This window comes from Myxococcus sp. CA056 (assembly GCF_013336715.1).
Classification (GTDB): domain Bacteria; phylum Myxococcota; class Myxococcia; order Myxococcales; family Myxococcaceae; genus Myxococcus; species Myxococcus llanfairpwllgwyngyllgogerychwyrndrobwllllantysiliogogogochensis.
Map to the genome: position 1 here is coordinate 18,246 of NZ_JABUMT010000009.1, position 23,334 is coordinate 41,579.

21 protein-coding genes are annotated in these 23,334 nt (G+C 68.6%); 11 read left to right on the forward strand and 10 right to left on the reverse strand.

The window, feature by feature from the left end:
- Positions 1-5 precede the first annotated feature (5 nt).
- Positions 6-1,064: an AraC family transcriptional regulator gene (locus HUA76_RS29600; protein ID WP_174462713.1), complete on the reverse strand. Its 1,059-nt coding sequence runs from the start codon at positions 1,062-1,064 to the stop codon at positions 6-8.
- Between HUA76_RS29600 and HUA76_RS29605 the strand changes: the two genes are divergently transcribed.
- The 3 genes from HUA76_RS29605 to HUA76_RS29615 all read left to right on the forward strand — a co-directional run bounded on the left by HUA76_RS29605 (position 1,063) and on the right by HUA76_RS29615 (position 4,926).
- Positions 1,063-1,908, forward strand: a complete 846-nt coding sequence (locus tag HUA76_RS29605; protein WP_174462714.1) for an SDR family oxidoreductase — start codon at positions 1,063-1,065, stop codon at positions 1,906-1,908. The genes HUA76_RS29600 and HUA76_RS29605 overlap by 2 nt on opposite strands.
- Positions 1,909-1,991: 83 nt before the next feature.
- A complete protein-coding gene (locus HUA76_RS29610; protein ID WP_174462715.1) occupies positions 1,992-3,404 on the forward strand; it encodes an alpha/beta fold hydrolase in 1,413 nt (470 codons plus the stop codon).
- Positions 3,405-3,627: 223 nt separating this feature from the next.
- Positions 3,628-4,926: a WD40 repeat domain-containing protein gene (locus tag HUA76_RS29615; protein WP_141641478.1), complete on the forward strand. Its 1,299-nt coding sequence runs from the start codon at positions 3,628-3,630 to the stop codon at positions 4,924-4,926.
- A 27-nt stretch (positions 4,927-4,953) separates the two neighbouring features.
- On the opposite strand, the gene HUA76_RS29620 is transcribed toward HUA76_RS29615, so the two are convergent.
- Complete coding sequence (locus tag HUA76_RS29620) at positions 4,954-5,838, reverse strand: sigma-70 family RNA polymerase sigma factor (RefSeq protein ID WP_174462716.1); 885 nt, start codon at positions 5,836-5,838, stop codon at positions 4,954-4,956.
- 126 nt (positions 5,839-5,964) lie between these two features.
- Between HUA76_RS29620 and HUA76_RS29625 the strand changes: the two genes are divergently transcribed.
- Positions 5,965-6,426, forward strand: coding sequence for a carboxymuconolactone decarboxylase family protein (locus tag HUA76_RS29625; protein ID WP_141641480.1), 462 nt, complete (start codon positions 5,965-5,967; stop codon positions 6,424-6,426).
- 65 nt (positions 6,427-6,491) lie between these two features.
- On the opposite strand, the gene HUA76_RS29630 is transcribed toward HUA76_RS29625, so the two are convergent.
- Positions 6,492-7,208, reverse strand: coding sequence for a hypothetical protein (locus tag HUA76_RS29630; RefSeq protein WP_174462717.1), 717 nt, complete (start codon positions 7,206-7,208; stop codon positions 6,492-6,494).
- Between the two features lie 147 nt (positions 7,209-7,355).
- Positions 7,356-8,411: an alkene reductase gene (locus tag HUA76_RS29635; protein ID WP_174456380.1), complete on the reverse strand. Its 1,056-nt coding sequence runs from the start codon at positions 8,409-8,411 to the stop codon at positions 7,356-7,358.
- An 89-nt stretch (positions 8,412-8,500) separates the two neighbouring features.
- On the opposite strand from HUA76_RS29635, the gene HUA76_RS29640 reads away from it, so the two are divergent.
- Positions 8,501-9,427, forward strand: coding sequence for a LysR family transcriptional regulator (locus tag HUA76_RS29640; protein ID WP_174462718.1), 927 nt, complete (start codon positions 8,501-8,503; stop codon positions 9,425-9,427).
- Positions 9,428-9,593: 166 nt separating this feature from the next.
- On the opposite strand, the gene gcvA is transcribed toward HUA76_RS29640, so the two are convergent.
- On the reverse strand, positions 9,594-10,511 hold the full coding sequence (gcvA, locus tag HUA76_RS29645) for a transcriptional regulator GcvA (protein ID WP_174462719.1): 918 nt from the start codon (positions 10,509-10,511) through the stop codon (positions 9,594-9,596).
- Positions 10,512-10,632: 121 nt separating this feature from the next.
- Between gcvA and HUA76_RS29650 the strand changes: the two genes are divergently transcribed.
- The gene (locus HUA76_RS29650; RefSeq protein WP_174462720.1) at positions 10,633-11,238 is read left to right on the forward strand and encodes a LysE family translocator; all 606 of its coding nucleotides are present in this window, start codon (positions 10,633-10,635) and stop codon (positions 11,236-11,238) included.
- A 4-nt stretch (positions 11,239-11,242) separates the two neighbouring features.
- Here HUA76_RS29650 and HUA76_RS29655 read toward each other — a convergent pair whose 3' ends face one another.
- Positions 11,243-12,019 carry a hypothetical protein gene (locus HUA76_RS29655; RefSeq protein WP_174462721.1) on the reverse strand — a complete coding sequence of 259 codons (777 nt, stop codon included), beginning with the start codon at positions 12,017-12,019 and terminating at the stop codon, positions 11,243-11,245.
- A gap of 135 nt (positions 12,020-12,154) precedes the next feature.
- Here HUA76_RS29655 and HUA76_RS29660 point away from each other — a divergent pair, with 135 nt between their 5' ends.
- From HUA76_RS29660 to HUA76_RS29670, 3 genes are all read left to right on the forward strand, one after another.
- Positions 12,155-14,671, forward strand: a complete 2,517-nt coding sequence (locus HUA76_RS29660; protein ID WP_174456385.1) for a cellulose binding domain-containing protein — start codon at positions 12,155-12,157, stop codon at positions 14,669-14,671.
- A 77-nt stretch (positions 14,672-14,748) separates the two neighbouring features.
- Positions 14,749-15,321 carry a nuclear transport factor 2 family protein gene (locus HUA76_RS29665; protein ID WP_217440404.1) on the forward strand — a complete coding sequence of 191 codons (573 nt, stop codon included), beginning with the start codon at positions 14,749-14,751 and terminating at the stop codon, positions 15,319-15,321.
- A gap of 14 nt (positions 15,322-15,335) precedes the next feature.
- A complete protein-coding gene (locus tag HUA76_RS29670; protein ID WP_174462722.1) occupies positions 15,336-16,457 on the forward strand; it encodes a serine hydrolase in 1,122 nt (373 codons plus the stop codon).
- Between the two features lie 10 nt (positions 16,458-16,467).
- Here the strand turns inward: HUA76_RS29670 and HUA76_RS29675 are convergent, their stop codons facing one another.
- On the reverse strand, positions 16,468-16,935 hold the full coding sequence (locus tag HUA76_RS29675) for an Lrp/AsnC family transcriptional regulator (RefSeq protein ID WP_174462723.1): 468 nt from the start codon (positions 16,933-16,935) through the stop codon (positions 16,468-16,470).
- A 64-nt stretch (positions 16,936-16,999) separates the two neighbouring features.
- On the opposite strand from HUA76_RS29675, the gene HUA76_RS29680 reads away from it, so the two are divergent.
- Positions 17,000-19,129, forward strand: a complete 2,130-nt coding sequence (locus HUA76_RS29680) for a M3 family metallopeptidase (RefSeq protein ID WP_174462724.1) — start codon at positions 17,000-17,002, stop codon at positions 19,127-19,129.
- Here HUA76_RS29680 and HUA76_RS29685 read toward each other — a convergent pair.
- Entirely contained in the window at positions 19,117-19,749 is a 633-nt protein-coding gene (locus HUA76_RS29685) for a TetR/AcrR family transcriptional regulator (protein WP_174462725.1), read from the reverse strand. The two genes, HUA76_RS29680 and HUA76_RS29685, sit on opposite strands and share 13 nt — an antisense overlap.
- A gap of 99 nt (positions 19,750-19,848) precedes the next feature.
- On the opposite strand from HUA76_RS29685, the gene HUA76_RS29690 reads away from it, so the two are divergent.
- Positions 19,849-20,436 (forward strand): NADPH-dependent FMN reductase, encoded by a 588-nt coding sequence (locus HUA76_RS29690; RefSeq protein ID WP_174462726.1) that lies wholly within the window; start codon positions 19,849-19,851, stop codon positions 20,434-20,436.
- Positions 20,437-20,443: 7 nt separating this feature from the next.
- On the opposite strand, the gene HUA76_RS29695 is transcribed toward HUA76_RS29690, so the two are convergent.
- A complete protein-coding gene (locus HUA76_RS29695; protein WP_174462727.1) occupies positions 20,444-21,355 on the reverse strand; it encodes a LysR family transcriptional regulator in 912 nt (303 codons plus the stop codon).
- A 99-nt stretch (positions 21,356-21,454) separates the two neighbouring features.
- Entirely contained in the window at positions 21,455-23,302 is a 1,848-nt protein-coding gene (locus HUA76_RS45705; protein ID WP_254614568.1) for an OmpA family protein, read from the reverse strand.
- Between the last annotated feature and the right edge of the window lie 32 nt (positions 23,303-23,334).

Below are 23,334 nucleotides of genomic sequence, written 5' to 3' on the forward strand. Positions count from 1 at the left end.
GCGGCTCAGGCGGGCGCGCCCGTGGCACTCGACGGGGCCTGCTGACGGATGAACCGCCGGAACTCTCCCGGCGTCCGCGCGTGGACGCGCTGGAAGGCCCGATTGAAGGCCCCGGCGGACTCGTACCCGACGGCGTCAGCGACCTCCGCGAGCCCCAGGTCTCCGTCCCGCAGCAGGCAGCCCGCCTTGTACATCCGCCAGCGCGTCAGGTACTCCAGCGGCGTCTCACCCACCTTCGCCTTGAAGTGCAGCGCGAAGGCGGAGCGTGACATGCCCGCGATGCGGGCGAGCGCCTCGACGGACCAGGGCTGTGCGGGCGCGTGGTGCATGGCCCGCAGCGCGGCCCCGAGCGGTGCGTTCCCCAGCGCCGCCAGCCACCCCAGCTCCCCCGCGCCTCCCGACGTGTAGTGCGCGCGAATCATCTGCACGAAGAGAATCTCCGCCAGCCGGTTGATGACCACGGGTGAGCCGATGGTGGACGTCGCGGTTTCGAGCGCCAGGAGATTGAGCGTGGCCCCCAGCGCGCTGGCCTGCGCCTCGTCACCCCGCACACAGAGGACGCTCGGCAACAGCTCGAAGACCGACTGGCCGCTCCACGCGTCGAACTCGAACAGCCCGGTGATGACCTGGGTCGCCGCGCCGCCACCGCCGAAGCGCAGGAGGTCTCCCGTCTTCGTGCGGATGAGGGCCTCCCCATCCTGGGCACGCGTGCGCGGCGCATCGCGCACCGTGACGCCCAGCCCGGCCGCGACGACGTAGCAGTCCCCGCCGCGCAGGGGGATGGCCTTGGGCTCCCCTGTCACCTCCAGCCAGCAACTCCCCCGCGTCACCAGTCCGAACTTCGCGTGCGGTGAGCCGGGGAAACGCACACCCCAGGGCGCGGTCGCCTCCATCCGGCAGTACAGCGCGCTCCGGACCCGCATCGCGGTGAACACGTCGCTGAAAGGGTCGACTCCCGATGGAGCCGCTCCGTCTGGACGATTGGACACTTCATCTGGAGTTCCAGGCACTGAAAGTCCTCCGCTCGGGACGTACTGTACTTCGCGAAAGAGAGGTTCCCACATGATTCTGGTCACTGGCGCGAATGGAACGGTCGGCAGCCTGGTCGTTCAGCAGCTCGTCGAAGCAGGGCAGCGGGTGCGCATCCTGGTGCGCGACACGGCGAAGGCGTCCAAGCACGGCGGCGCCGTGGAGGTCGTCCAAGGAGACCTCGCGAGACCCGAGACACTCGGCGCGGCCTTCGCGGGCATCGAGAAGCTCTTCCTGCTGACGACGGGGCCCGCGCGAATCGAGCTGCACGGGCTCGACGCGGCCAGGGCCGCTGGCGTGCGCCACGTCGTGAAGTTCTCCTCGATGGGTTTTGGTCCGACCCGCGACGCGCTGGCCATCGGCAACTGGCATCGTGACGTGGAGGCGGCGCTGGAGTCCTCCGGGCTCGCGTGGACCGTCCTGCTCGCGGGCGGGTTCAACACCAACGCGCTCGGCTGGGCGCACACCCTCAAGACGCAGGGCACCGCGTTCGCCGCGACGGGAGAAGGCAAGGTGGCGGTGGTGGACCCCAGGGACCTCGCCGCCGTCGCTGTCTCCTCGCTCACCCAACCGGGGCACGAGGGCAAACGCTACGAGCTGACCGGCCCCCAGGCGCTGAGCTTCGACGAGCAGGTGGCGCTCATCGGCGCGGCGGTGGGAAGGCCCCTGCGCTTCGTCGACGTGCCTCCCTCGGCGGCACGCGACGCGATGTCGCAAGCGGGCATGCCCGCGCCGCTCGTCGAGGGGATGCTGGAGGTAATGGCGACCATCAAGGCCGGCGGCGCCGTGACGGTGTCCCCCGCCATCGAGCAGGTGCTGGGACGCAAGCCCCGCACCTTCGCGGCCTGGGCGAACGAACACGCCGCCGCGTTCAGGTAGCCCCACGACCGCGGTCCTCCTCGGGCTCGCCGCGCGCATCGCCGCCAGCGAGCCCCCTCACCTCGTCTTCCGGAAGAACCCCCATGCCCCTCGAATCACTCCGTCCCAACGCCCCCATGACGTGGACGCGGCCCCACATCCTCCACCTGCTCAAGTCGGGCCTGCGTGCCTCCGTGCCCACCGTCCTCCTCGCGACGCTCGCCATGGAGGCACGGCCCCATGCACACGAGTTCTCCTTCTTCCCGGAGCTGCGGTACGCGGTCCTGGCTCCCGTGTGTGTCCTCGTCGCGGTACTCGCCGCCTTCGGCCACGGCTGGCTCACCGGACGAGTCTCCCGGCCCCGTTCGATGCTGGCGACCGCCACACTGGGACTGGCGCTGGTGCTACTCCTCGGGATGGCCGTGCTGGGCCGTGACGGACTCGCCGTCGCGGCACTCCCCGCCCTCATCACCGTGGCGCTCGCCGTGGCCTGGCTCGCTCCACGCGCGGTCGAACAGTCCTCGCGCTCACGGGTGCGGACAGTCGCCCTCGTGCTCCTCGGCACGCTCGAAGCCGCGGGCGTGGTGACGGCGCTCGCGGGGGAGCACGAACTGCCCCACGGCCCGGAGTCCCTCGTCGGCGAGATTCCTCGCGCGATGTTCGACGCCGAGCACCGGTTCGTCGACCTCCCCAGTGGCGCGCGCATCCACTACGTGGACGAGGGCACGGGCGACACGCTGCTCTTCCTGCACGGCAACCCCTCGTGGTCCTTCCAGTGGAGGGATTTGATTCGAGGACTGCGCGGCTCCTACCGCTGTGTCGCCCTCGACTACCCGGGCTTCGGCCTGTCGACAGCGCCTCCCGGCTTCGGCTTCACGCCCGGCGAGCAGAGTCGCGTCCTGGAGGAGTTCGCGGAGCACCTCGGCCTTCGCGACGTGACGCTGGTCATGCAGGACTGGGGCGGTCCCATCGGAACGCACTTCGCGGCGCGGCGCCCCGAGCTCGTCCAGCGCGTCATCCTGGGAAGCACCTGGGCGTGGAAGACGAGCACGAGCGAGCCCCGGGGGATGTGGTCCGTCATCGCGGGCGGCCCCATTGGCGCGTTCGCGCAGCACCACTTCAACGCCATCGCCTCCTTCGGGCTGAAGGACAGCATCGTCCGGGAGCTTCCTCGCAACGTGCGCGACGTCTACCTGCGGCCCTTCCAGCCACTCGAGCGCCGTGGCATCGCCACTTTCTATCCAGGACAAATCACGAAGGCGCACACCTTCTTCGAGGAGGTCGAAGCGGGCCTGCCTGCCCTCGTCCACAAGCCGGCGCTCATCTTCTGGGCGCTCGACGACCCCGGCTTTCCTCAGGCGGACCGTGTCCGCTGGGAACAGACGTTTCCGAGCCACCACACCATCGAGCTCGCCAACGCACACCATTTCTTCTTCGAGGACCACGCGGACACGGTCGTCTCCGAGATTCGCGCGTTCATGTCGTCGGAGCTCGCGAGGAACACCACCGTGCCTTGAGGAGTCACACGCTTCATCGAACGAACCAGCGCTCGCGTCGGATGCGGAGTTGAGCGGCCTCGGGTACCTTGCCGAACAGCCTCTCGCCCGACGAGATGCACCAGGGGGATGTTCGTGAAGCTTTATTTCATGCCTGGAACTCGAGCCACCCGCCCGCGAGCGGCTCGTCCTACCCAGGGTCGCGCTTCGTCGAGTCGACCTTGAAGTGGAACCAGGAGGACAGATGATGAACCAGCTCGCATGTGGCCATGCCGCACCTCTCGCGGGACAGTGGTGTGCGCACCTCGTGGAGGACGAGGACGCGGGCTACCACGTCCGCTTCACGGGCCAGGGCGTCCACCACGACCTGCTCTGCGAGGACTGCGCTCGGGTGGCCCTGCCTGGCCAGGAGTTCCGGAGCATCTGCGCGGCCTGCCAGCACGTGAGGTTGGGGAGGACCTCCGCGCTGATGGGCATCATCGGACGCCCCGGCGTGCGCACGCGGGCGACCGCGCTCCACTTCGAGCACCGGGAGCACTCCCTCCCCGCACTCGCGGGCCAGACGCTTCGCGGCCTCATCGCGCTGGGCACCGAGCCTCGCTCGCAGTGGCTCGCGGTGAACGAGCAGGGCGAGCTGCTTCGCCTCGACCTCGAAGAGGGTTCGCTCACGCACACAGGTGTCGTGGGCACGGGCACGCTCGACCTCTCCGCCGAGCTGGTGCTGCACGTCTCGCCGTGCGGGCGCTACGTGGCGGTGGTGAACTCGCGCGGCGCGAAAGGCCTCGTCATGGAGCTGGCCTCCGGCAAGGTGACGATGCCGCTGGACCGGGGCTCGTACCATGAGAAGCGCTGCGAGTTTCCCGTGGCCTTCTTTCGCGACGGCACCAGGACGCTGCTGGCGCACGCGACGGCCTGGAACCGACTGGACGTGTCGGACCCGGCCACCGGGGAGCTGCTGACACCGCGAGAGTCCACCCGGCGAGGCAAGCCCGGCGAGCCCCGGACACAACACGAGCTCGACTACTTCCACTGCGGCCTGACGGTGTCTCCGGATGGGAACTGGCTCGTGGACGACGGGTGGGTCTGGCACCCGGTGGGCATCCTGACCGCCTTCTCCCTGCGGCGCTGGGTCCACGAGAACGTCTGGGAGTCCGAGGACGGCCCCTCCCTGAAGCAGTTGCGCGAGTGCTCGTACCACTGGGATGGCCCGCTGTGCTTCGTGGGCCCGCGCACCCTGGCCGTCTGGGGCTTCGGCGGGGATGTCGACACCCTGCTCGACGCCGCGATGCTCTTCGACGTCGAGACCGGGAAGCTGGTGCGATGGTTCCCGGGACCGCGCGGAGCGTTCAGGTGCGATGGGAACCTGCTGCTCGTGAGCGCGAAGGACACGGGCACCACCGTGTGGGATGTGGAGACGGGCGAGCGGCTCCTCCAAGACTCCACCGTGGTGCCCACGGCGTGGCACCCGGCGGCCCGCCGCTTCCTGACGGTGCTGCCCGACGGCCTGCTCCGGGAGAGCAGCTTGAGCGGCGCGGCCTGGTGACGAGCGCCCCCCGGAAGTCGACGCGGCTCAGGCCGGGAATACCGCCAGCTCCAGCCGCCCCAGACGCTCCGGGTCGAAGATGGATTCGAGGGCGCGGACCTTCCCATCGCTGATGGTGAAGACGAGGACAGAGAGCAGCCGTCCTCCCGGAGCCACGATGAGTCCGACCTTTCCGTTGATGAGCCCCAGTTGAGCGAAGCCGCCCCGGGCCGCGTTGATCTGCGCCTGCCGGGCAACCTCTCTCGCCCCGCGAGCCTCCCTCGGTGCTCCCGCGGGCAGGACCCGCGCATCCGTGCGCGCGACGATTTCGGGGTCCAGCACGGCGAGCAGCGCATCGAGGTCTCCACTGCGCGCGGCGGAGAGAAAGGCGGCGACGACGTCTCGCTGCGCGGTGAGGCCCGCCTCCGGTGACAGGGCCGCGCCGTGTACGCGACGACGCGCGCGGCTGGCGAGCTGCCGGGTCGCCGTCGCATTGCGCCCGACGATGGGCGCTATCTCGTCGAACGTCAGGGAGAACATGTCGTGCAGCACGAAGGCGATGCGCTCGGGAGGACTCAGGGCTTCGAGCACCACGAGCAGCGCGAACCCCACCGAGTCCGCCATGAGCGACTCCTGCTCGGGATTGCCGCCGGCCGCGTGACTGGCGAGCAGCTCCACGCCCTTGCTTTCCGAGGGCTCCTCACGGCGCGACTCGCGTGAGCGCAACTGGTCCAGGCACACGCGCGAGACGACCGTGGTCAGCCAGCCCCGCAGGTTCGCGACGTCATGGGTGTCCGCCCGGCTGAAGTGCAACCAGGACTCCTGGACAGCGTCCTCCGCGTCGCTGAGTGAACCCAGCATCCGATAGGCCACGGCTCGCAAGTGGACCCGGTGTGCCTCGAAGCCCTCGGCCCGCAGATTCTTTTCGTCCACCGGTCACACTCTTTCGCTGAGGTCCGTCACCGCGGCGCCGAACGTAACGCAGCCGGAATGACACGCACGCGGATGTTCGGTCCACCCATCAGCCAGGGCCCTGGAGGCCCTTGGAGCGTCCTCACCATGAACTCCCGCATGAAGAACCCCGCGATGGTCGTCCCCGAGGCCATGAACGCCCTGCAGGCCCTGGCAGCGGCCACCCACAAGGGCGGCGTGCCACAGAAGACGCTCGACCTGGTCCACCTGCGCGCCAGTCAAATCAACGGCTGCGGCGTCTGCGTGGACATGCACCCGCGCATGGCCAAGAAGGCCGGGGAAACCGATGACCGCCTCTTCGCGGTGGCCGCCTGGCGCGACACGACCTACTTCACCGACGCCGAGCGCGCCGCGCTGGCACTCACCGAGTGCGTCACCCGGCTCAGCGACCGCTCGGACCCCGTCCCCGACGACGTCTGGAAGGAAGCGGCCCGGCACTACGACGAGACGGCCCTGGGGACCCTGGTGATGTCCATTGGCCTGGTCAACCTCTGGAACCGGCTCAACGCGACGACGCGGCAGGTGGCCAACCCCCACGCCCGCTGGTAGCGCGGCGTCGGCTCGCCGACACCGTCAACGTCGAGAGGTCGAACGTCCGATGAACGAGGAGCCCTTCAGGTTCCAGCCCTGGAGGGTCGTCGCTTCTTTTCATTGCGCCGGGCGGTCACGGGCTGCTTCGCCGGCTTCGTCAGCTTCGGCTTCGTCAGCTTTGGCTTCGTCAGCTTCGGCTTCGCCAGCTTCGGCTTCTTCGCCGACACCTTCTTCTTCGGGGGCAGTTGCTTCTCGATCCAGGCGTCGTAGGCCGTCGTTCCGAAGACGTGCCCCTCCACGAGGTGCTGGAGGTACTTCTCATCCGTCACTTCCACCGAGACGTCGAAGTGATGAAGACGCGCCCAGGCGGCGTCCAGGAAGAGTCCCTTCCCCTTTTGCTGGAGGGGGGAGAGCTCGTCGATGATCTTCTGCAGCCGCCCTTCGCCGACCGCGTTGTGCCGCGCGAGAAGGCGAGAGCGCGCCACGAAGCGCGGCGTGTGTTCGGCGTGCCACGCGGCGTCCCAGACGGGGGGCTCGCCCAGCTCCGCATGAAGGGGCGACTTTGCCTTGCTTGATTTCTTCGCCAGGGCGACCCGTTCCCTCGCCACTGCCTTCGGCAAGCCCCTCACCAGAAACTCGGTAGGGTCAGCGCGTCTCTTCGCGTCCAGGAGCAGCATCAAGCCGAAGGCGCGGCCTGAATCGTAGTCCGTGAAGCCGCCACCAAAGCCGGTCAGACAGTGCAGGGTGACTTCCCGCCCCGCTGTCTTCCCCACCCGCACATAGTAGTTATCCGTGGACACGAGGTCCTCCGCTCGAGGCTGCTGTCAGCAACGGCCCTCATCTGCCCACGGAATCCCATCAACTCAAAGCAGCATCTCCGATAGAAGTGCCATTCAGTCACTGTTGTCATGACGATGAAGGGCCTTGTCCGGGCCGTGGGCTCGCCGTCAGCCGAGCGCGGGGTAGTCCACGTAGCCTTCCGCGCCCGGTGTGTAGAGCCGCTGGAAGTCAGGGGCCGCGAGTTCGGCATCGCCCTTCATCCGTGCGACGAGGTCAGGGTTGGCGATGAAGGGCCGGCCGAAGGCAATCAAGTCGGCGCGTCCCGCGTCGAGCGCGGCCTGCGCGCGGTCACGGGTGAAGCCCCCGTTGAGGATGATGGGCCCGCCGAAGGAACGTCGGATGGCGTCCGCCGTCGCGGTGAACCCCTTCTCCACGCTCGCGATGAGGTGAACGTAGACCAGGCCGCGCAGCTCACGCGCCAGCACCGTGTACTGCTCCTGGACACCCTCGTGGGCGGGCAGGTCGTTGTAGGTGCTGTAGGGCGAGAGCCGGATGGCCACGCGCTCCGCGCCGATGGCCTCGGACACCGCCCGCACCACCTCCACGACGAAGCGGGCGCGGTTCTCCGCGCTGCCACCGTAGGCATCCTCGCGACGGTTGGTGTGCGGGTGGAGGAACTGCTCCAGCAGGTAGCCATTGGCGCCATGGAACTCGACGCCGTCGAAGCCCGCCGCGATGGCATTGCGCGCCGCCTGGACCAGTTCGTCGCGAGTCGCGCGGAGGTCCGCCTCGCTCATCGCCTCCGGGGACGGATACGGCTGCAGGCCCGCCTGGTCCGTGTACATGGTGCCCTCGGGACGCACGGAGCTCGGCGCGAGGATGCGGGCGTTCGCCGGGAGGTTGTGCGGATGCGCGATGCGCCCCACGTGCATGAGCTGGGCGAAGATGCGCCCGCCCGCCTCGTGGACGCTCCGGGTGATGGCGCGCCACCCGTCGACCTGCTCCGGAGAGAAGAGGCCCGGGATGCGGGCATAGCCCAGCGCGTTCGGAGACGGCGCGATGCCCTCGGTGATGATGAGCCCGGCGGAGGCACGCTGCGTGTAGTACTCGCGCATCAGCGCGTTGGGCAGCGCGCTCGGCGCCCGGCTGCGAGTCATTGGCGCCATCACGACGCGGTTGGCGAGTTCGGTGGGGCCCAGACGGTAGGAAGAAAAGAGGTTCATGAGTCCGCTCCTTGGCGGGGTGACGCCAGGGAATGTGCTCCCGTGGGGCATTGTGGCCAATCGAATGATTTGGGAAGTACTGTCCGGCCATGCGGACAATCCGTCAGGCGGACCCCAACGCCGTCATCGCGTTCCTGGAGGTCGCCGAGCAGGGCAGCTTCCGGGGCGCCGCGCGCAAGCTGGGCATCCCCAAGTCGACGCTCAGCCAGCGGGTGGCGGGGTTGGAGGAGCACCTCGGCGCGCGGCTCTTCGCGCGGACCACTCGCAGCCTGACGCTCACCGACATTGGCGCCAGCTACCAGCGCGAGGTCGCCCCGGCCATCGCCGCCTTGCGCGACGCCGAGTCCGTGGTCGGCAAGCTCCAGGCCCATCCGAGCGGGCGCCTGCGAATGACGATGCCCTTCGAGCTGGGGCAGAACGTGCTCGACACCCTGCTCGCCGTCTACGCCTCCCGCTATCCCGAGGTGAAGCTGGAGGCGGACCTCACCGACCGGCGCGTGAATCTGGTCGAGGAGGGCTACGACATCGCGGTCCGCGCAGGCACCCTGGACGACTCACGCCTCATCGCCCGGCGCCTGGGCGCGCCCCAGCAGATAGGGGTGTTCGCGAGCCCCGCATACCTGCGTCGCGCGGGCACGCCCAAGGAGCCTCGGGAGCTCATGAAGCACCGCTGCCTGGCGATGACCGGCTCCAATACGCCGACGACGTGGACCTTCCGGGGAGACAAGAAGCCGCTCTCCGTGTCCATCGTCCCGAGCGTCGCGGTCAACAGCTTCCGGGTGCTGGTCGCCCTGGCCGTAGCCGACGTGGGCCTCGCGCGACTCTCCCAGATTCACTCCGCCGAGGCGGTGGCCGCCGGAACACTCCGCGAAGTGCTCCAGCGCTTCTCGCCACCTCCCGTGCCCCTCTTCGCCGTGTACCCGAGCGCCCGTCACGTGTCGCCGGCCGTGCGCGCGCTGCTGGAGCTGCTCACCGAGCACTTCCAGTCCCATCCCTGGTCGCCGGCCTCGCGATGACCCATGGGGGTCGTGTGACTTCACGCTCGCCGGGATGCGCTGAGTCTCCTCACGCCTCCAGGCACGGCCAGGGGCACCAGCAACCCCATGACAGCAACAACGGAAGATGTCTTTTCGAGGTGCAGGGTCACTTCCTCCGAGGGAGGGTAACCGAGCACGACGAGGTCTACTCCCGCCTCCGCGCGACCTCGGGCACCAGCCCCAATGCCTTCGAGGTGGCCTGGGCCTCGGCGAGCAGCCACGTCTTGAACGCGACGACGTCCCTCCGGCTCGACAGCGGCCGGGGGTGGACCAGCCAGTAGCCGAAGTCGTTGGGGAGGACCGTCGCGAAGGGCCGCACCAGCCGCCCCGCCTTCAGGTCATCCGCGGCGAGCAGCAATCGCCCGAGCGCCACGCCATCACCCTGCCGTGCGGCCTGAAGCACGAGCCCGGCATCGTTGAACGCGAAGCCCTTCCCGGTGTCCACGCCGTCAACGCCAGCGGCATCGAGCCAGCGGCGCCACCCGTCCTTCGGCGTGTCATGGAGGAGGCGCACCTTCCCCAGGTCCGACGGCGCGCGCAGCTTCCTGGCGAGGGCCGGGCTGCACACGGGCGCGAGCACCTCCGGCGCGAGCTGCTCCGCCTTCAGTCCCGTCCACCGTCCCAGCCCGGAGCGGATGCCCACGTCGAAGCGGTCGTCGAGGAAGTCCCACAGCTCGGACACGCTGCTCAGGTGAAGCTCGATGTCGGGATGGAGCCGGCGAAATCCCTCCAGGCGCGGCAGGAGCCAGGACGAAGCGAACGAGGGCAGCACGGTGAGCCGCAGGGGCCCCTGCTCCGCCTCGTACAGGCGCGTGGTCGCTTCCGACAGTCGCTCGAACACGGGCGTCAGCTCGCGCAGATACGCCTTGCCCTTCGTCGTCAACGTCAGCGCATGTCCCCGGCGCTCGAAGAGCGAGACGCCGAGCCAGTCCTCCAGTTGGCGCACCTGGTGGCTGATGGCCGCCTGGGTGACACGCAACTCCGTGGCGGCGCGGGTGAAGCTCAAGTGCCGCGCCCCGGCCTCGAAGGCACGAAGGGCGCCGAGCGGTGGAATGCGGCGCATGCTCGATGAGCTCCCTTTATCGAGCGCGCGAGGATAGCTCGCTGGGTGCTCGGCTCGAAATGGAGTTTGTGTCCCTGCTCGCGCCCCATCACCACCACGAGGGCGCGTGGGGGCTTTCGCCATGATTCCCGCTGAAGTGTGGGTGATGTTCCTGGGCTACACCGTGCCGATGGTGTTCAGCCCCGGGCCCGGCAACACGGTGCTCGCCACCGCGGGCGGACGCTTCGGCATCCGGGGCTCGCTGCCGTTCTGGACGGGCTTCGAAGCGGCCAATGTCGCCCTCTGCCTGCTCTACGGACTGGGGCTGGGCCGGGTGCTGCATGGGATTCCCTCGCTGCACCACGTGCTGCGCTGGTGCGGCGTCGTGTACCTGCTCTACCTCGCGTGGGGCTTCTTCCGTGCCTCCAGCTCGCCCTCCGGAGCGGAGGACGAACCGGAGCGGCTCGGCTTCGTCGAGGGCCTCCTCACGGTGGCCCTCAACCCCAAGATTCACTCGATGGTCCTGGTGATGTTCTCCCAGTTCCTGAACCCGGCGGGAGCCCTGCTCTCGCAGGCCGCGCAGCTCACCGCGGCCTTCCTCGTCGTCTGCGTGGCGTGCCACTTCCCCTGGATTTACGGAGGGAAGCTCATCCTGGGACGCTTCCGCTCCGAGCGCGCCCTGCGCATCCAGGGGTGGACGTTCGGCGCCTGCATGGTCGCCGTCGCCGCCTATGTGGCCGTCGCCTGAGTCGCTAATCCGACCAGGTCATCACCTCGATGTAGCGGACGGAGTCTCGCGTGTTGTTGACGGACGCCACCACATAGCCGCCGATGTCCCCGGGGCCCGTGCGGCCGTACGAGTCATGCCAGGACGCGACGTAGTAGCGGGCTCCAGTGCCCGCGTGCGCGCTCAGCCAGGCGAGCGCGCCGTTGACCTCGGCCGCGCTCGGCGCCTGGCCGAAAATCGTCGAGCCGAGCCTCGCGCTCAGCTCCGCGTACGTGACGGGCGCGAAGGTGGACGACTGCGGACCGAAGTAGCCGTAGTAGGTCCACTGGAGCGTGGTCTGGTTCGCCACACCTTCGCCCTCGGGGATTCCACCCTCCTGAATCCACGCGTTGCTCGCCAGCCGGCCGCTCGCGCCGAAAATCTGCGCGGGCGTCTGGGCCGGCGAGGCCACGTCCAGCGGTGACGTGGTCGCCGCCCCGTCATTCAGCTCGTGATAGCGGAACAGGTAGTCCCGGGCCGAGGTGTCGATGCCCGTGAGGAACGTGGGGCTGGCGACCTTGCCCGCGAGATAGGCGTACTCGGCGGCGTCCGTCTGCCCGTCGTCGGAGCTGAGGAACGCCTCCAGCGCGGTCTTCACTTCCGAGCGAATCACCGTCGTCCCACCCGTGCTTCCACTCGCACGGGCCGCCGTCATCCGAGACTCGAACAAGGGGATGGAATAGGTGCTGCCCCACGCGAAGGCGGAGGGAGCGGCGACGGCGGACAACACACAGAGCGCGGCACGCAGCGAGGAGGGCTTCATGGGTGTAGGACCTTTCTGGCCGTCCGGACGCCGGACGGGCTAGAGCTGTTATCCGAGCATATCTGACTAGTCTTGGATAAATCCGTATCAGTGGCGCAACACCTGCCACGCGGACACCCAAGACTGGAGTTGTTCATGCTCACTCGAAGAACCGGCTTGCTCCGGTTGGTGTTGTTGACGTTTTCCTCTGTGGCGGTCCTGGGCTCGACGCCGACCTGGGCGCAGACAGTGCTTGACCTGTCGCCGGCGAATCGCAGGGCGCCCATCTCCGGGCTGCCGGACTGGTCCAAGGCGGGCTACCGGGGCGGGCAGAACCTCCCGGGTGAAGGGGACATCAATCCGGACGCCACGTGCCGGGTGACTCCGGCGGAGCTGGCGACGACCTACGGCGTGCTCCCCAACGATGGCGTGGACGACACCACGGGTCTGCAGGCCGCCATCGACCACCTGCGCACGGCGTGCACCCCCAGCGCCTCGTACACGAAGCTCTCCCTGCTCTCACTTCCCGCGGGCCAGCTCGACGTGTCCCGACAGCTGGGCGTGGACGCCAGCTACCTCATCATCCGTGGCGCGGGCTCCTCGCCGGTGACGGGCACGAAGCTGGTGTTCCGCCCCGATGTGAACACCCGCTACGACACCCTGACGTCGGACGGTGGCGACTGGGACGAGGACGGCATGACGCACGGGGAGGGCAAGGGCGGCTGGCTGTGGCCAGGACGAGGCCTGTTCCGCGTGCAGTCGCGCGGCGTCCACACCTCGTACAACGAGGACGAGAACGACGACTACCAGACGGCGCCTCCCAACCGGGCGGACATCTTCGAGGGCACCGTGAATGTCCACTGGAAGGTCGGCGTGAAGCTCCGCGTGAAGCCGGGTGACACCGGCTTCGCCGCGCGCGCGGGCGACACCGTGGTGTACCTGGCGGCGAACTCCGCCGCGCTGGCCGTGGGCAGGCTCGTCAACATCCGCGCCGCCAACTCACGGGCCTTCTACGCCGAGCAGCAGGCGCTGCCCACCCAGCACGCGCTGTCCAACCTGCACATGCGTCAGCAGCTCTTCCGCATCGCCGCCGTCGACACGGGCAACAAGACGCTCACCCTGGACAAGCCGCTCGAATACGACGTCCCGGTGACGTCGACCTCGGACGGGTCCACCGCCATCGACGGCTCGGTGTACGACTCCAAGGCGGCCCCGCTCGTCGACCCCATCGTCGGCGTGGGCATCGAGAACCTGTACTTCACGCAGGAGGTGCCGGGAGTGAGCGCCTCGGCCGCGCTCCACAACTACGGCAACCTGGCGCCCGCGTACGAGATGCACGGCATCGTCTTCAAGTGGGTCGCGGACTCGTGGGTGAGGGGCATCCGCGCGGAGATGACGGGCTCGCATCCCATCGTCACGGAGGAGGCGAAGAACCTCCAGATTGTCGACAACGTGCTCGACGGCGCATGGAACAAGGGCAAGGGCGGCAACGGCTACTTCCGAGGCTCCCGCGTCTGGGACTCGCTGTACGCCGGCAACACGTCCCGCAACCTGCGGCACTTCACCTTCCAGTGGTCCGCGTCCGGCAACGTCGTCATCGGCAATGACTTCGACTCCGACCTCAACCTGCACGGCGGCTGGGAGCGACGAAACCTCTTCGAGCGCAACATCAGCACGGTTCCGTACGCGCACCGCTCCGGCAACTGCAGCTCCCACTGCGGAGAGGAAGGGGGCGGCGGCCCGGATGACTCCAACTGGTATCCCATCTGGTGGGGCGCCGGGAAGAAGGCCGTGAAGTGGTCCGGCGCCACGGGGCCGCAGAACGTCTTCTTCAACAACGTCCTGCGCAAGCAGGTGGGCACCGACACGTCCCCCTACGCCGACTTCTATTCGGAGCCCTCGCGCATCTACCAGTTCGGCTGGTCGGGCGCGGCGTACAAGCACCTGGACATCAACGGGACACCCATCGCCGACTGGGCACACGCGGAGACGCTCGACTACTCCGGTGGCCATGGCGTGGACACCACGCGGACGGACACCGCGCCCTCGCTGTTCCTCATCAGCGTCGGTGCGCCGCCGCCTCCGGACACCACCCCTCCGAGCGCGCCTTCCAACCTCCGCGTGACGGCGGTGACCTCCACGAGCGTCACCCTGGCCTGGGACGCGGCGACCGACGACCGGGGCGTCTCCGGCTACTCCGTCTGGCTCGGCGGCAACGTGGCCGCCACCACGACGGGCCTGGGCGTGACGTTGCTGGGGTTGAGCCCGGCCACGGCGTACACCTTCACCGCCACCGCGAGGGATGCAGCGGGCAACGTGTCGGCGCCGAGCGCCCCGGTCATCGCGACCACGGCTCCGCCCGCGCCCTCCGGGCTCGTCGCCCACTTCGCCGTGAGCTCTTCCTGGGCCAATGGCTACACGGGCCGCTACACGGTGGAGAACCTGGGCACGGTGAACGTCACCGGGTGGCAGTTGGAGTTCGACCTGCCGGCCGGGACGATTGCGCAGAGCCCGTTCTCCTCCACGATGACGCGCAACGGGGACCACTACACGTTCCTTCCCGTCAGCCACAACACCACCATCAAGGCGGGCGCGAGCAAGGAGTTCGGCTTCACGACCATCGGACTCGGACAGCCCTTCAACTGCACGCTGAACGGCAACCCCTGCGAGTGAGGCGGGCGCGTCGCTGACGCGTGGACAGGGATGGCCCGGCGCTCGTTCAGGCCGGGCCGTTCCTGCTTCATGAGGCCATGCGGCGGAATAATCGCGAAGTGCCCGGGTTGCTGGCCGGCCGCGCGAACACACCCCGCCACCTCGCCTCGGAGTCCTTCGTGAAGCTGTCGCTCCTGCTGCTCACCTGCCTTGTGTCCCTGCCCGCCTTCGCGGAGGAGAAGCCCAAGGACACCGCCGTCGCCCGGCAACAAATCACCGCCGTGGTCGACGACTTCCGCGAGGCCATCATCCAGAAGGACCGGAAGAAGTTCCTCGGCTTGTTCCTGCGCGAGGACGCCACGTGGCAGTCCGTCGATGGAGAGGAGCTCCTGAAGCGCCGCCTCCAGAAGAACCCCAAGGCCACCCGGCTCAAGCTCGATGCACGGCAGAACCCGACGACGTTCATCGATGAAATCGTGGCGGACGCGGAGCGTAGCGAGGAGAAGTTCACCAACGTCCGCATCGACACGGACGGAACCATCGCCTCGGTCTCCTTCGAATTCACCTTCCACCTGGGCGAGCGCGTCATCAATCGCGGCCAGGAGAGCTGGCACCTGGTGAATACGGGCACCGGCTGGAAGATTGCCTCCGTCATCTGGTCCAACAACTAAGGCCCACGCCCGACATGTCCTCCCACGCCCCGCTCCTCTCGCTTCTCGCCGTCGCGTGCTTCGCCTCCCAGGCGCCAGGCGCACCCCAGGCCTCCGTCTCCGCGAAGCTGGACGCCCACCTCCAGTCCTATGTCGACAAGGAGGGCTTCCGAGGCGCGGTGCTCGTCGCGAAGGACGGGAAGGTGCTTCATCGCGCCGCCTACGGCCTGGCGGACGAGAAGGGCCGGCGCTCAAACCAGGTCGACTCCCAGTTCCTGATTGGCTCGCTGACCAAGTCCTTCACCGCCGTGACGGTCATGCAGTTGGTGGACGCGGGCACGCTGGACCTGAACGTCCCCATCTCCCGCTATCTGCCGAAGCTCCGCGCGGACCTGGGCAAGAGCCTGACGCTCCACCTGCTGCTCAAGCACCAGTCCGGCCTGCCCACGCATCTGGACTCGCTGGTGGAGCGTGAATCAGAGACCGATGTCTCCTCGGCGGAAATCCTGCGGCTCATCAACACCGCGCGCGTCTCGTTCAAGCCCGGAGCGAAACACGAGTACTCCAACCTGAACTACCACCTCGCGGCCCTCATCATCGAAGCCGTCACGGGCAAGCGCTACGCGGAGGTGCTCCAGGAGAAGACGTTCGGGCCGCTCGGGATGACGGACTCGGGCATCGAGCGGAGCACGAACGTTCCGCCCAAGCGGGCCTTCGGCTACGCGAAGGAGCTGCTGGGCGTTTCGCGCGACGAGAACAACGTCTCCTATGCCCTGGGCTCCGGAGACATCTATTCGACGGTAGATGACCTGTACGCCTGGGACCAGGCGCTCTTCGGTTCGGGGCTGGTGTCCGCTCCGAGCAAGAAGCGCCTCTTCACGGGAGAGAGTCGCGCGCTCGGCTACTACGGCTACGGCTTCCGGATTCAGCAGTACCAGCGGAGGCCCGGCAGCAAGGAGCGCGGCGTGCTGGTGCGGCACGGCGGCTCCATGGATGGGTTCCTCTCCAACCTCCACCACTACACCGAGGACCAGCTGACGGTGATTGTCCTCGGCAACGTGCGGCCGTTTCCCATCCGGGAGCTGACCTTCGAGCTGAAGGAGATTGCCCTGGGACTGGAGCCCCGAAGCCGCTCGCGCGCGGAGCTGGACGAGTAATCCCGCCCTGTCAGGCGCCCTTGTCGACGGGCACGCCCAGTCGCGTGAAGGAGAACACCAGTGACGTCTCGATGCGGCTCACCTCGGGACGGTTGGTGAAGGACTGGATGGTCAGCACCCGCAGGTGCTCGGTGTCGCGACACACCACGTGCACCAGGAAGTCCGTCGTCCCGCCCAGGCAATAGACAGCCACCGTTTCCGGCAACGAGCGCAGGTGGTCACCGATGTTGCCGAAGGCCTCGTCCACGTGCTGGCGCAACTGCACGGCGATCAGCGCCTGAAGACCCAATCCCATGGAGCGCACGTTGAGCTCCGCGCGGTAGCCCTGGATGATGCCTTCCGTCTCCAGCCGCTTCACGCGCGCGAGGCAGGAAGAGGGCGCGAGCCCCACCTGCGCGGCGAGCGCCTTGTTGGACAGCCGTGCATTGTTCTGGAGGGCCTCCAGAATCGTGCGAACAATTCGGTCGAGGGGGGTCATCTGGGGTTCCTGGACGAATTTCATTCGATGGATGCGACCCGAAGCTGCCTCTTATTCTGTGTCAATGACACGATACCGAATTGGAGCACTCGTTGTCCTGCTGGCGGGCGCGGCCGTCGCCGCTCCTGAAACCCCTCCCGGCAAGGGCGCCACCCTGCTCGCGCCCTGGTCCGGACCTCACGGCGGAGCGCCTCCGTTCGACCGGGTGAAGCTGGAGGAGTTCCGTCCCGCGCTCGAGGAAGCGATGGAGCAGGAGCGGCGTGAAGTGGCGCGGGTCGCGGACTCGACCGAGCCGCCCACGTTCGAGAACACCATCGCCGCGCTGGAGGACACGGGCCGGGGCTTCACTCGCGTCTTCGAGGTCTACAACGCGTGGTCCTCGTTCGTGAACACGCCTGAGTATCAGGTCATCGAGCGCGAGATGGCGCCCCGGCTGGCCGCGTTCTGGGACGAGAGCACCCAGAACCGTCGCCTCTTCCGGCGCATCAAGGCCGTCCACGACTCGGCCGCGAAGGCGAAGCTGACGCCCGAGCAGCGGCGGCTCGTCGCGCACTACCACGACGTCTACGTCCGCTCCGGCGCGAACCTGGGCGCGGCGGCCGGCAAGCGCTTCACCGCGCTCAACCAGCAGCTCGCCACGCTCTACACGACGTTCAACCAGAACGTGCTCGCCGACGAGAAGCGCTTCACCCTCCTGGAAACGGAAGCCGACCTGGCGGGCCTGCCGGAGCCGCTGCGCAAGGCCGCCGCCACGGAGGCGGAGGCGCGCGGGAAGAAGGGCCAGTGGGCCGTGGCCAACACGCGCTCGGCGGTGGCGGACTTCCTCACCTATTCGGACCGCCGCGAGCTGCGCGAGAAGGTGTGGCGCAACTACGACAGCCGGGGGGACCATGGAGATTCCCACGACAACAACGGCGTCATCACCCAGATACTCGCCGCGCGCGCCGAGCAGGCGAAGCTCCTGGGCTTCCCCACCCACGCCCACCGGCAGCTCGCGACGTCCATGGTCAAGACGCCCGAGCGCGCGATGCGACTGCTGGAGCAGATGTGGACGCCCGCCGTCGCCCGCGTGCGCGAGGAAGTCGCGGCGATGCAGGAGATTGCCCGGCGCGACGGACAGCCGGAGACCATCGCCCCCTGGGACTACCGCTACTACGCGGAGAAGGTGCGCAAGGCGAAGTACGACCTCGACGACACCGAGGTGAAGCCGTACCTGCGACTCGACTCCCTGCGGGACGGCATGTTCTGGGCCGCCGGCGAGCTGTTCGGCTACACCTTCACTCCCGCGCCGGACGTGCCCGTCTACCACCCGGACGTAAGCGTCTTCGCGGTAAAGGAGCGCACGAGCGGGAAGCCCCTGGGGCTGTTGTACTTCGACCCCTACGCGAGGCCGGGCAAGTACAACGGCGGGCAGACCGAGACGTACCGCGTGCAGGAGCGCTTCCGGAGCGAGGTGACGGGCCTGGTGGCCATCAGCATGCCCTTCGTGAAGCCGGGGCCCGGAGGAGTCGCGCTGCTGGGTTGGCGCGACGCGCTGACGCTCTTCCACGAGTTCGGCCACGCGCTGCACTCCCTGAGCGCGAGCGTGACGTACCCGACGCTCGGAGGTGGCCGCGTGGTGCGCGACTTCGGGGAGTTTCCCGCCGAGCTGTTCGAGCACTGGCTGTCCACTCCGGAGGTGCTCAGCCGGTTCGCCGTGCACCACGTGACGGGCAAGCCGATGCCCGAGGACCTGGTGGCCCGCATCCAGAAGGCCGCGACGTTCAATCAGGGCTTCTACACGGTGGACTACCTGACCTCCGCGCTCGTCGAGATGAAGCTGCACCTCGCGGGTGCCCGCCGCATCAACCCCGACACGTTCGAGCGCGACGTGCTCCGCCAGATTGGCGCGCCGGAAGAGGTCGGCATGCGCAGCCGGTTGCCCCACTTCGGGCATGTCTTCGCCAGCAACGGGTACGCGGCCGGCTACTACATGTACCTGTGGGCGGAAATGCTGTCGGCGGATGCCTTCGAGGCGTTCACCGAGGCTGGCGGTGCCTATGACCCGAAGGTGGCCGCGAGGCTTCGCGAGCACATCCTGTCCGTGGGCAACACCGTGGACCCGTTCGAGGGCTACCGCGCCTTCCGGGGGCGGGAGGCGAGCCTGGACGCCTTGATGCGGGAGCGCGGCTTCCCCGCGCCTCAGCGGCCGTAGCCATACAGGAAGACCCGGACACCGGACGCCACGTGCTCGGCGCGCTCCTTCCTGGTGAGCGTGAGCCCTCCGTCATAGGGGCCTGGGACGGAGACCAGGCGGGTGAAGTGGAGGGCCGCGCGCTCCGGGTCCTCGACTCGCAAGAGTTCCTCGTCCGCCAACCGTCGCAGGTGGCGGGCGAGCTCCCGGCGGACCTGGAGCGGCCCGGCCTCGCGCCACGCCTTGATTGCGGGCGCGGGGATATGGCCCGCCTCCGCGTTGACCTGTCGCACCAGGGCGAAATGTTCGGCGGAGTCCGGCATCGGTGTCCCCCAGGCCAGGGCGAGTTCGATGAGGTCCGTTTCCAGGTTCGTGACTTTTCGCAGGTGCCTGTCCAGGAGGGCCGTCTGCGCCTCGGCGACCCGTGACGCGCTCTCCTGGATGACGGCCTGGAACAGCCGCGCCTTGTCCTGGAAGTGGTTGTAGAGCGTACGCGTGGACACACCCGCCTCGTCGGCAATCATGTCGATGCTGGCGCGGGTGTAGCCGTCCCGAGCGAAGACCGTCAGCGCCCCCATCAGGAGGGCCTGACGCTTGTCCCCCTGCCCTCCACGCGGCTTCGTCCGGTCTGCTCGGGGCATGTTCGTTCCTTTTGCACGGGTACAACCATCGTTTTACTCAGTACAACGTACGTTGTACCCTGGCGCCCGTTCTCGCGCACGCATCAAGGGAGGCTGAAGTTGACCCGGCTCGGCATCGTCATTGGAAGCACCCGCCCCGGACGCAGGGCGGAGGTCGTCGCCCGCTGGGTCCATGCCGCCGGACAACGGCATGCCGCCGTCGTGGCGGGGGACGCGACCCTGGAGCTCGTCGACCTGGCGGACCACGACCTGCCGCTGCTGGATGAGCCCATCCCCGCCATTCGCGGGGACTACCGCCACGCGCACACCCGGAAGTGGGCCGCCACGGTGGGCGCGTTCGACGGCTTCGTGTTCGTCACGCCGGAGTACAACCACTCATTCCCCGCCGCGCTGAAGAACGCCATCGACTTCCTCTATGCCGAGTGGAACGACAAGGCCGCGGGGTTCGTGAGCTACGGGGGACTCGGAGGCGTCCGCGCGGTGGAGCATCTGCGCACGACGCTGGCCGAGGTGAAGGTCGCCACCGTGCGCGCGCAGGTGTCGTTGTCGAAGTACACCGACGTCGCGCTGTTCACCGACCCGGGCAACTGGTCGCCCGCGCCCGCCCAGGAGGCCGCGCTGCACACGCTGCTGGACGAAGTGCTCGCATGGTCCCGGGCCTTGAAGACCTTGCGCGCGCCGGGCTGAAGCAGACCTATTCGACGGCGAGCGCCACCGAGGAAGCGTTGGCGAACACCCGCGTGAGCCAGTCGATGAAGACGCGCACCCGGGGCGACAGCTGGCGGCTCCGCGGATAGAGCAACGAGACGGGCGTGGGCGACGGGGGATGTTCAGGCAGCAGCTCCACGAGCGTCCCCGCGAGCAGCTCGCTCTCCACGTGGTAGCGCGGCAGTTGAATCAACCCGAGCCCGAGCTTCGCCGCCGACGCGTAGGTCTCCGCCCCCGTGACGGTGACAGTCGCCGGGAGGGTGACGTTTCTCGGCGCGCCGTCGACCATGAACTCCAGGGGAATCATCGACCCCGTGGCCGACGAGATGAAGCCCACCGCCACGTGGCCCTCGAGTTCCTCCAGCCGGGTGGGTGTCCCGTGCCGGGCCAGATAGGCGGGGCTCGCGCAGGTGACCTCCTTGAGCAGCGCCACGCGCCGCCCCACCATGGCGCTGTCCTGGAGGTCGCCCACGCGCAGGACGCAGTCGATGCCTTCCCGCACCAGGTCGACCAGCCGGTCTCCTTCGCCAAGGTGGAGCTTCAGGTCCGGGTATTCGGCCAGGAACGAGGGCAGCGCCGGCAGGACGAAGTGCCGCGCCAGGGTGCCGTGGACGTCGACGCGGAGCTGTCCCTTCGGCTTTGCGCCGCTGAAGGCGGAGTCGGCATCCTCCACCTCTCCCAGGATGGTGACACAGCGCCGATAGTAGGCCTCGCCATCCAGCGTGGGCCGGACATGGCGTGTCGTGCGCTGGAGCAGTCGCACGCCCAGCCGGGCCTCCAGTTGCTTGATGGATTGCGTGGCCGTCGAGCGCGGGAGCTCCAGGTCCTGAGCGGCCCCCGTGAAGCTGCGGCGCTCCACGATGCGCGTGAACAGCCGCATGACGTCCAACCGGTCCATCCCCGCCTCCTCACGGTCCGCTGGGGCCGAGCAGTGCCTGGCCTGCTCGGCCTCAACGGGTCGCGGGGCACGTGGCCCCGCGACTCCGAGCACACAGACTCACCGCTTGATGACGAACTCCACGCGGCGGTTCTCGCTGCGTCCTTCCAGCGTGTCGTTCGTCGCGATGGGCTGGGTCGGACCGTAACCCCGGGCCTCCAGTCGCGAGCCGTCGACACCTCGGCGGATGAGGTAGGCGCGCACGGCCTCCGCGCGGTCCTGACTCAAGGTGCGGTTGAGGTCCTCGGGACCGGTGTTGTCCGTGTGCCCCTCGATGCGCACCGCGACTTTGGGCCGCGCCTTCAGTTGCTCGGCAATCTCGTCGAGCACCTTCGCGCCCTCGCCCTGAATCTCGGACGTCCCCACCGGGAAGGTGACGCGACGGTCCGCCAGCGAGAGCCGCTCCTCCGTCGGCGCCTTCGCCGGCTCGGGGCAACCCTCGTTCTCCACGGTGCCCTTCTCCTTCGGGCACTTGTCGGAGTCGTCCGGCACGCCGTCCCCATCCGTGTCCTTGGGGGCGGGGCAGCCTTCGTTCTCCACGGAGCCCTTCTCACTCGGGCACTTGTCGGAGTCATCCGGCACGCCGTCGCCATCCGTGTCCGTCGCCGCCACCGGCGCGGGGCAACCCTGGTTCTCCGCGGTGCCCTTCTCCTCCGGGCACTTGTCGGACTCATCCGGCACGCCGTCACCATCCGTGTCCGTCGCGGGCGCGGGGCAGCCCTGGTTCTCCACGGTGCCCTTCTCGTTCGGGCACTTGTCCTCGGAATCCGGCACGCCATCGCCGTCCGAGTCAGGGCAGCCGCTCGTCTCCGCGCTCCCAGCCTCGTTCGGGCACTTGTCCAGCCGGTCGACGACGCCATCGCCATCCGAGTCGCGGTCGGGGCAACCCGCGTTGTCGGGCGACCCCGCCTCCAGCGGGCAACGGTCCGACTTGTTGGGCACGGAGTCACCGTCATCATCGGAGTCGGGGCACTGCTCAGGCGTGTGCGTGCGTCCGCCCTTGCAGACATCCTCGCGAGCCGCCGGGTTGTGCGCCCACGCGATTCCCGCGCCCACGCGCCACGAGGGCGTCCCTGGGATATCCGTGAAGCCATGCCCGGCGAGCGCGTTCAGCTCGAAGCCCATGCCAATGGGCAGCCGCACGCCTCCGAGCAGCTCCACGGCAACGTCCGGATGCACCAACGACTCCGCCACCTGCAGGGCGATTTCGCCGCGCAGGCCGTCACCCCGGGTCGCCACCACCACGGACTGCTCCAGCTCCGTGCCCACGTCGCGGCCCGGCTCCACTTCCGTGGACCTCACCCGCGCGCCCACGCTCGCGCCGAGCGCGAACATGCCCACCTCGCGCCCCAGGGAGACCCGGGGCGAGAACTGGAGGCCCGCCCAGTGCTCCTGACGTCCGAAGGCGCTCGCCCGTCCACCCGGGAGCCCCACGTCGAGCCCCACCGCCAGGGACAACGGCGCGCCTTCCTCGCGCCGCAGCAGCGAATAGCGCGCCCCCACCTCGGGCGTGCCGAGCCCCGAGGACGAGGGCTCCGCGACACCCGCCAGCCTGTTCGCCCCATGCCCGCCCTGCGAGATGATGACGGGCAATCTGGCGGAGACCTCCAACCGGTCCACCGGAGACCACGCGCCCATGAGCCAGGCCGAGGTCCTGTAATGGATGATGGAGTGCTCGCTCCCATCACTGCCCTCCAACACGAGGATGCCGCGCTCGTAGTTGGCGAGGAGGCTGAGCCGAAAGCCCCCCTCGGAGAGCACCCGGCCCGTGTCCACCATCAGTGAGTCCGTGGCGGCGGCGCTCAGACGCAAGCGCTCCGCATCGAACGCGACCAGGGGGCTGGAGAGTGCCTGCGCCGAGGCGGTTGTGGCGGCCAGGGCCGCGACGAGCACACCAGTCCGTGCCAATTCACGCAAGGGAAGGTCCTTCAAGCTGAAGA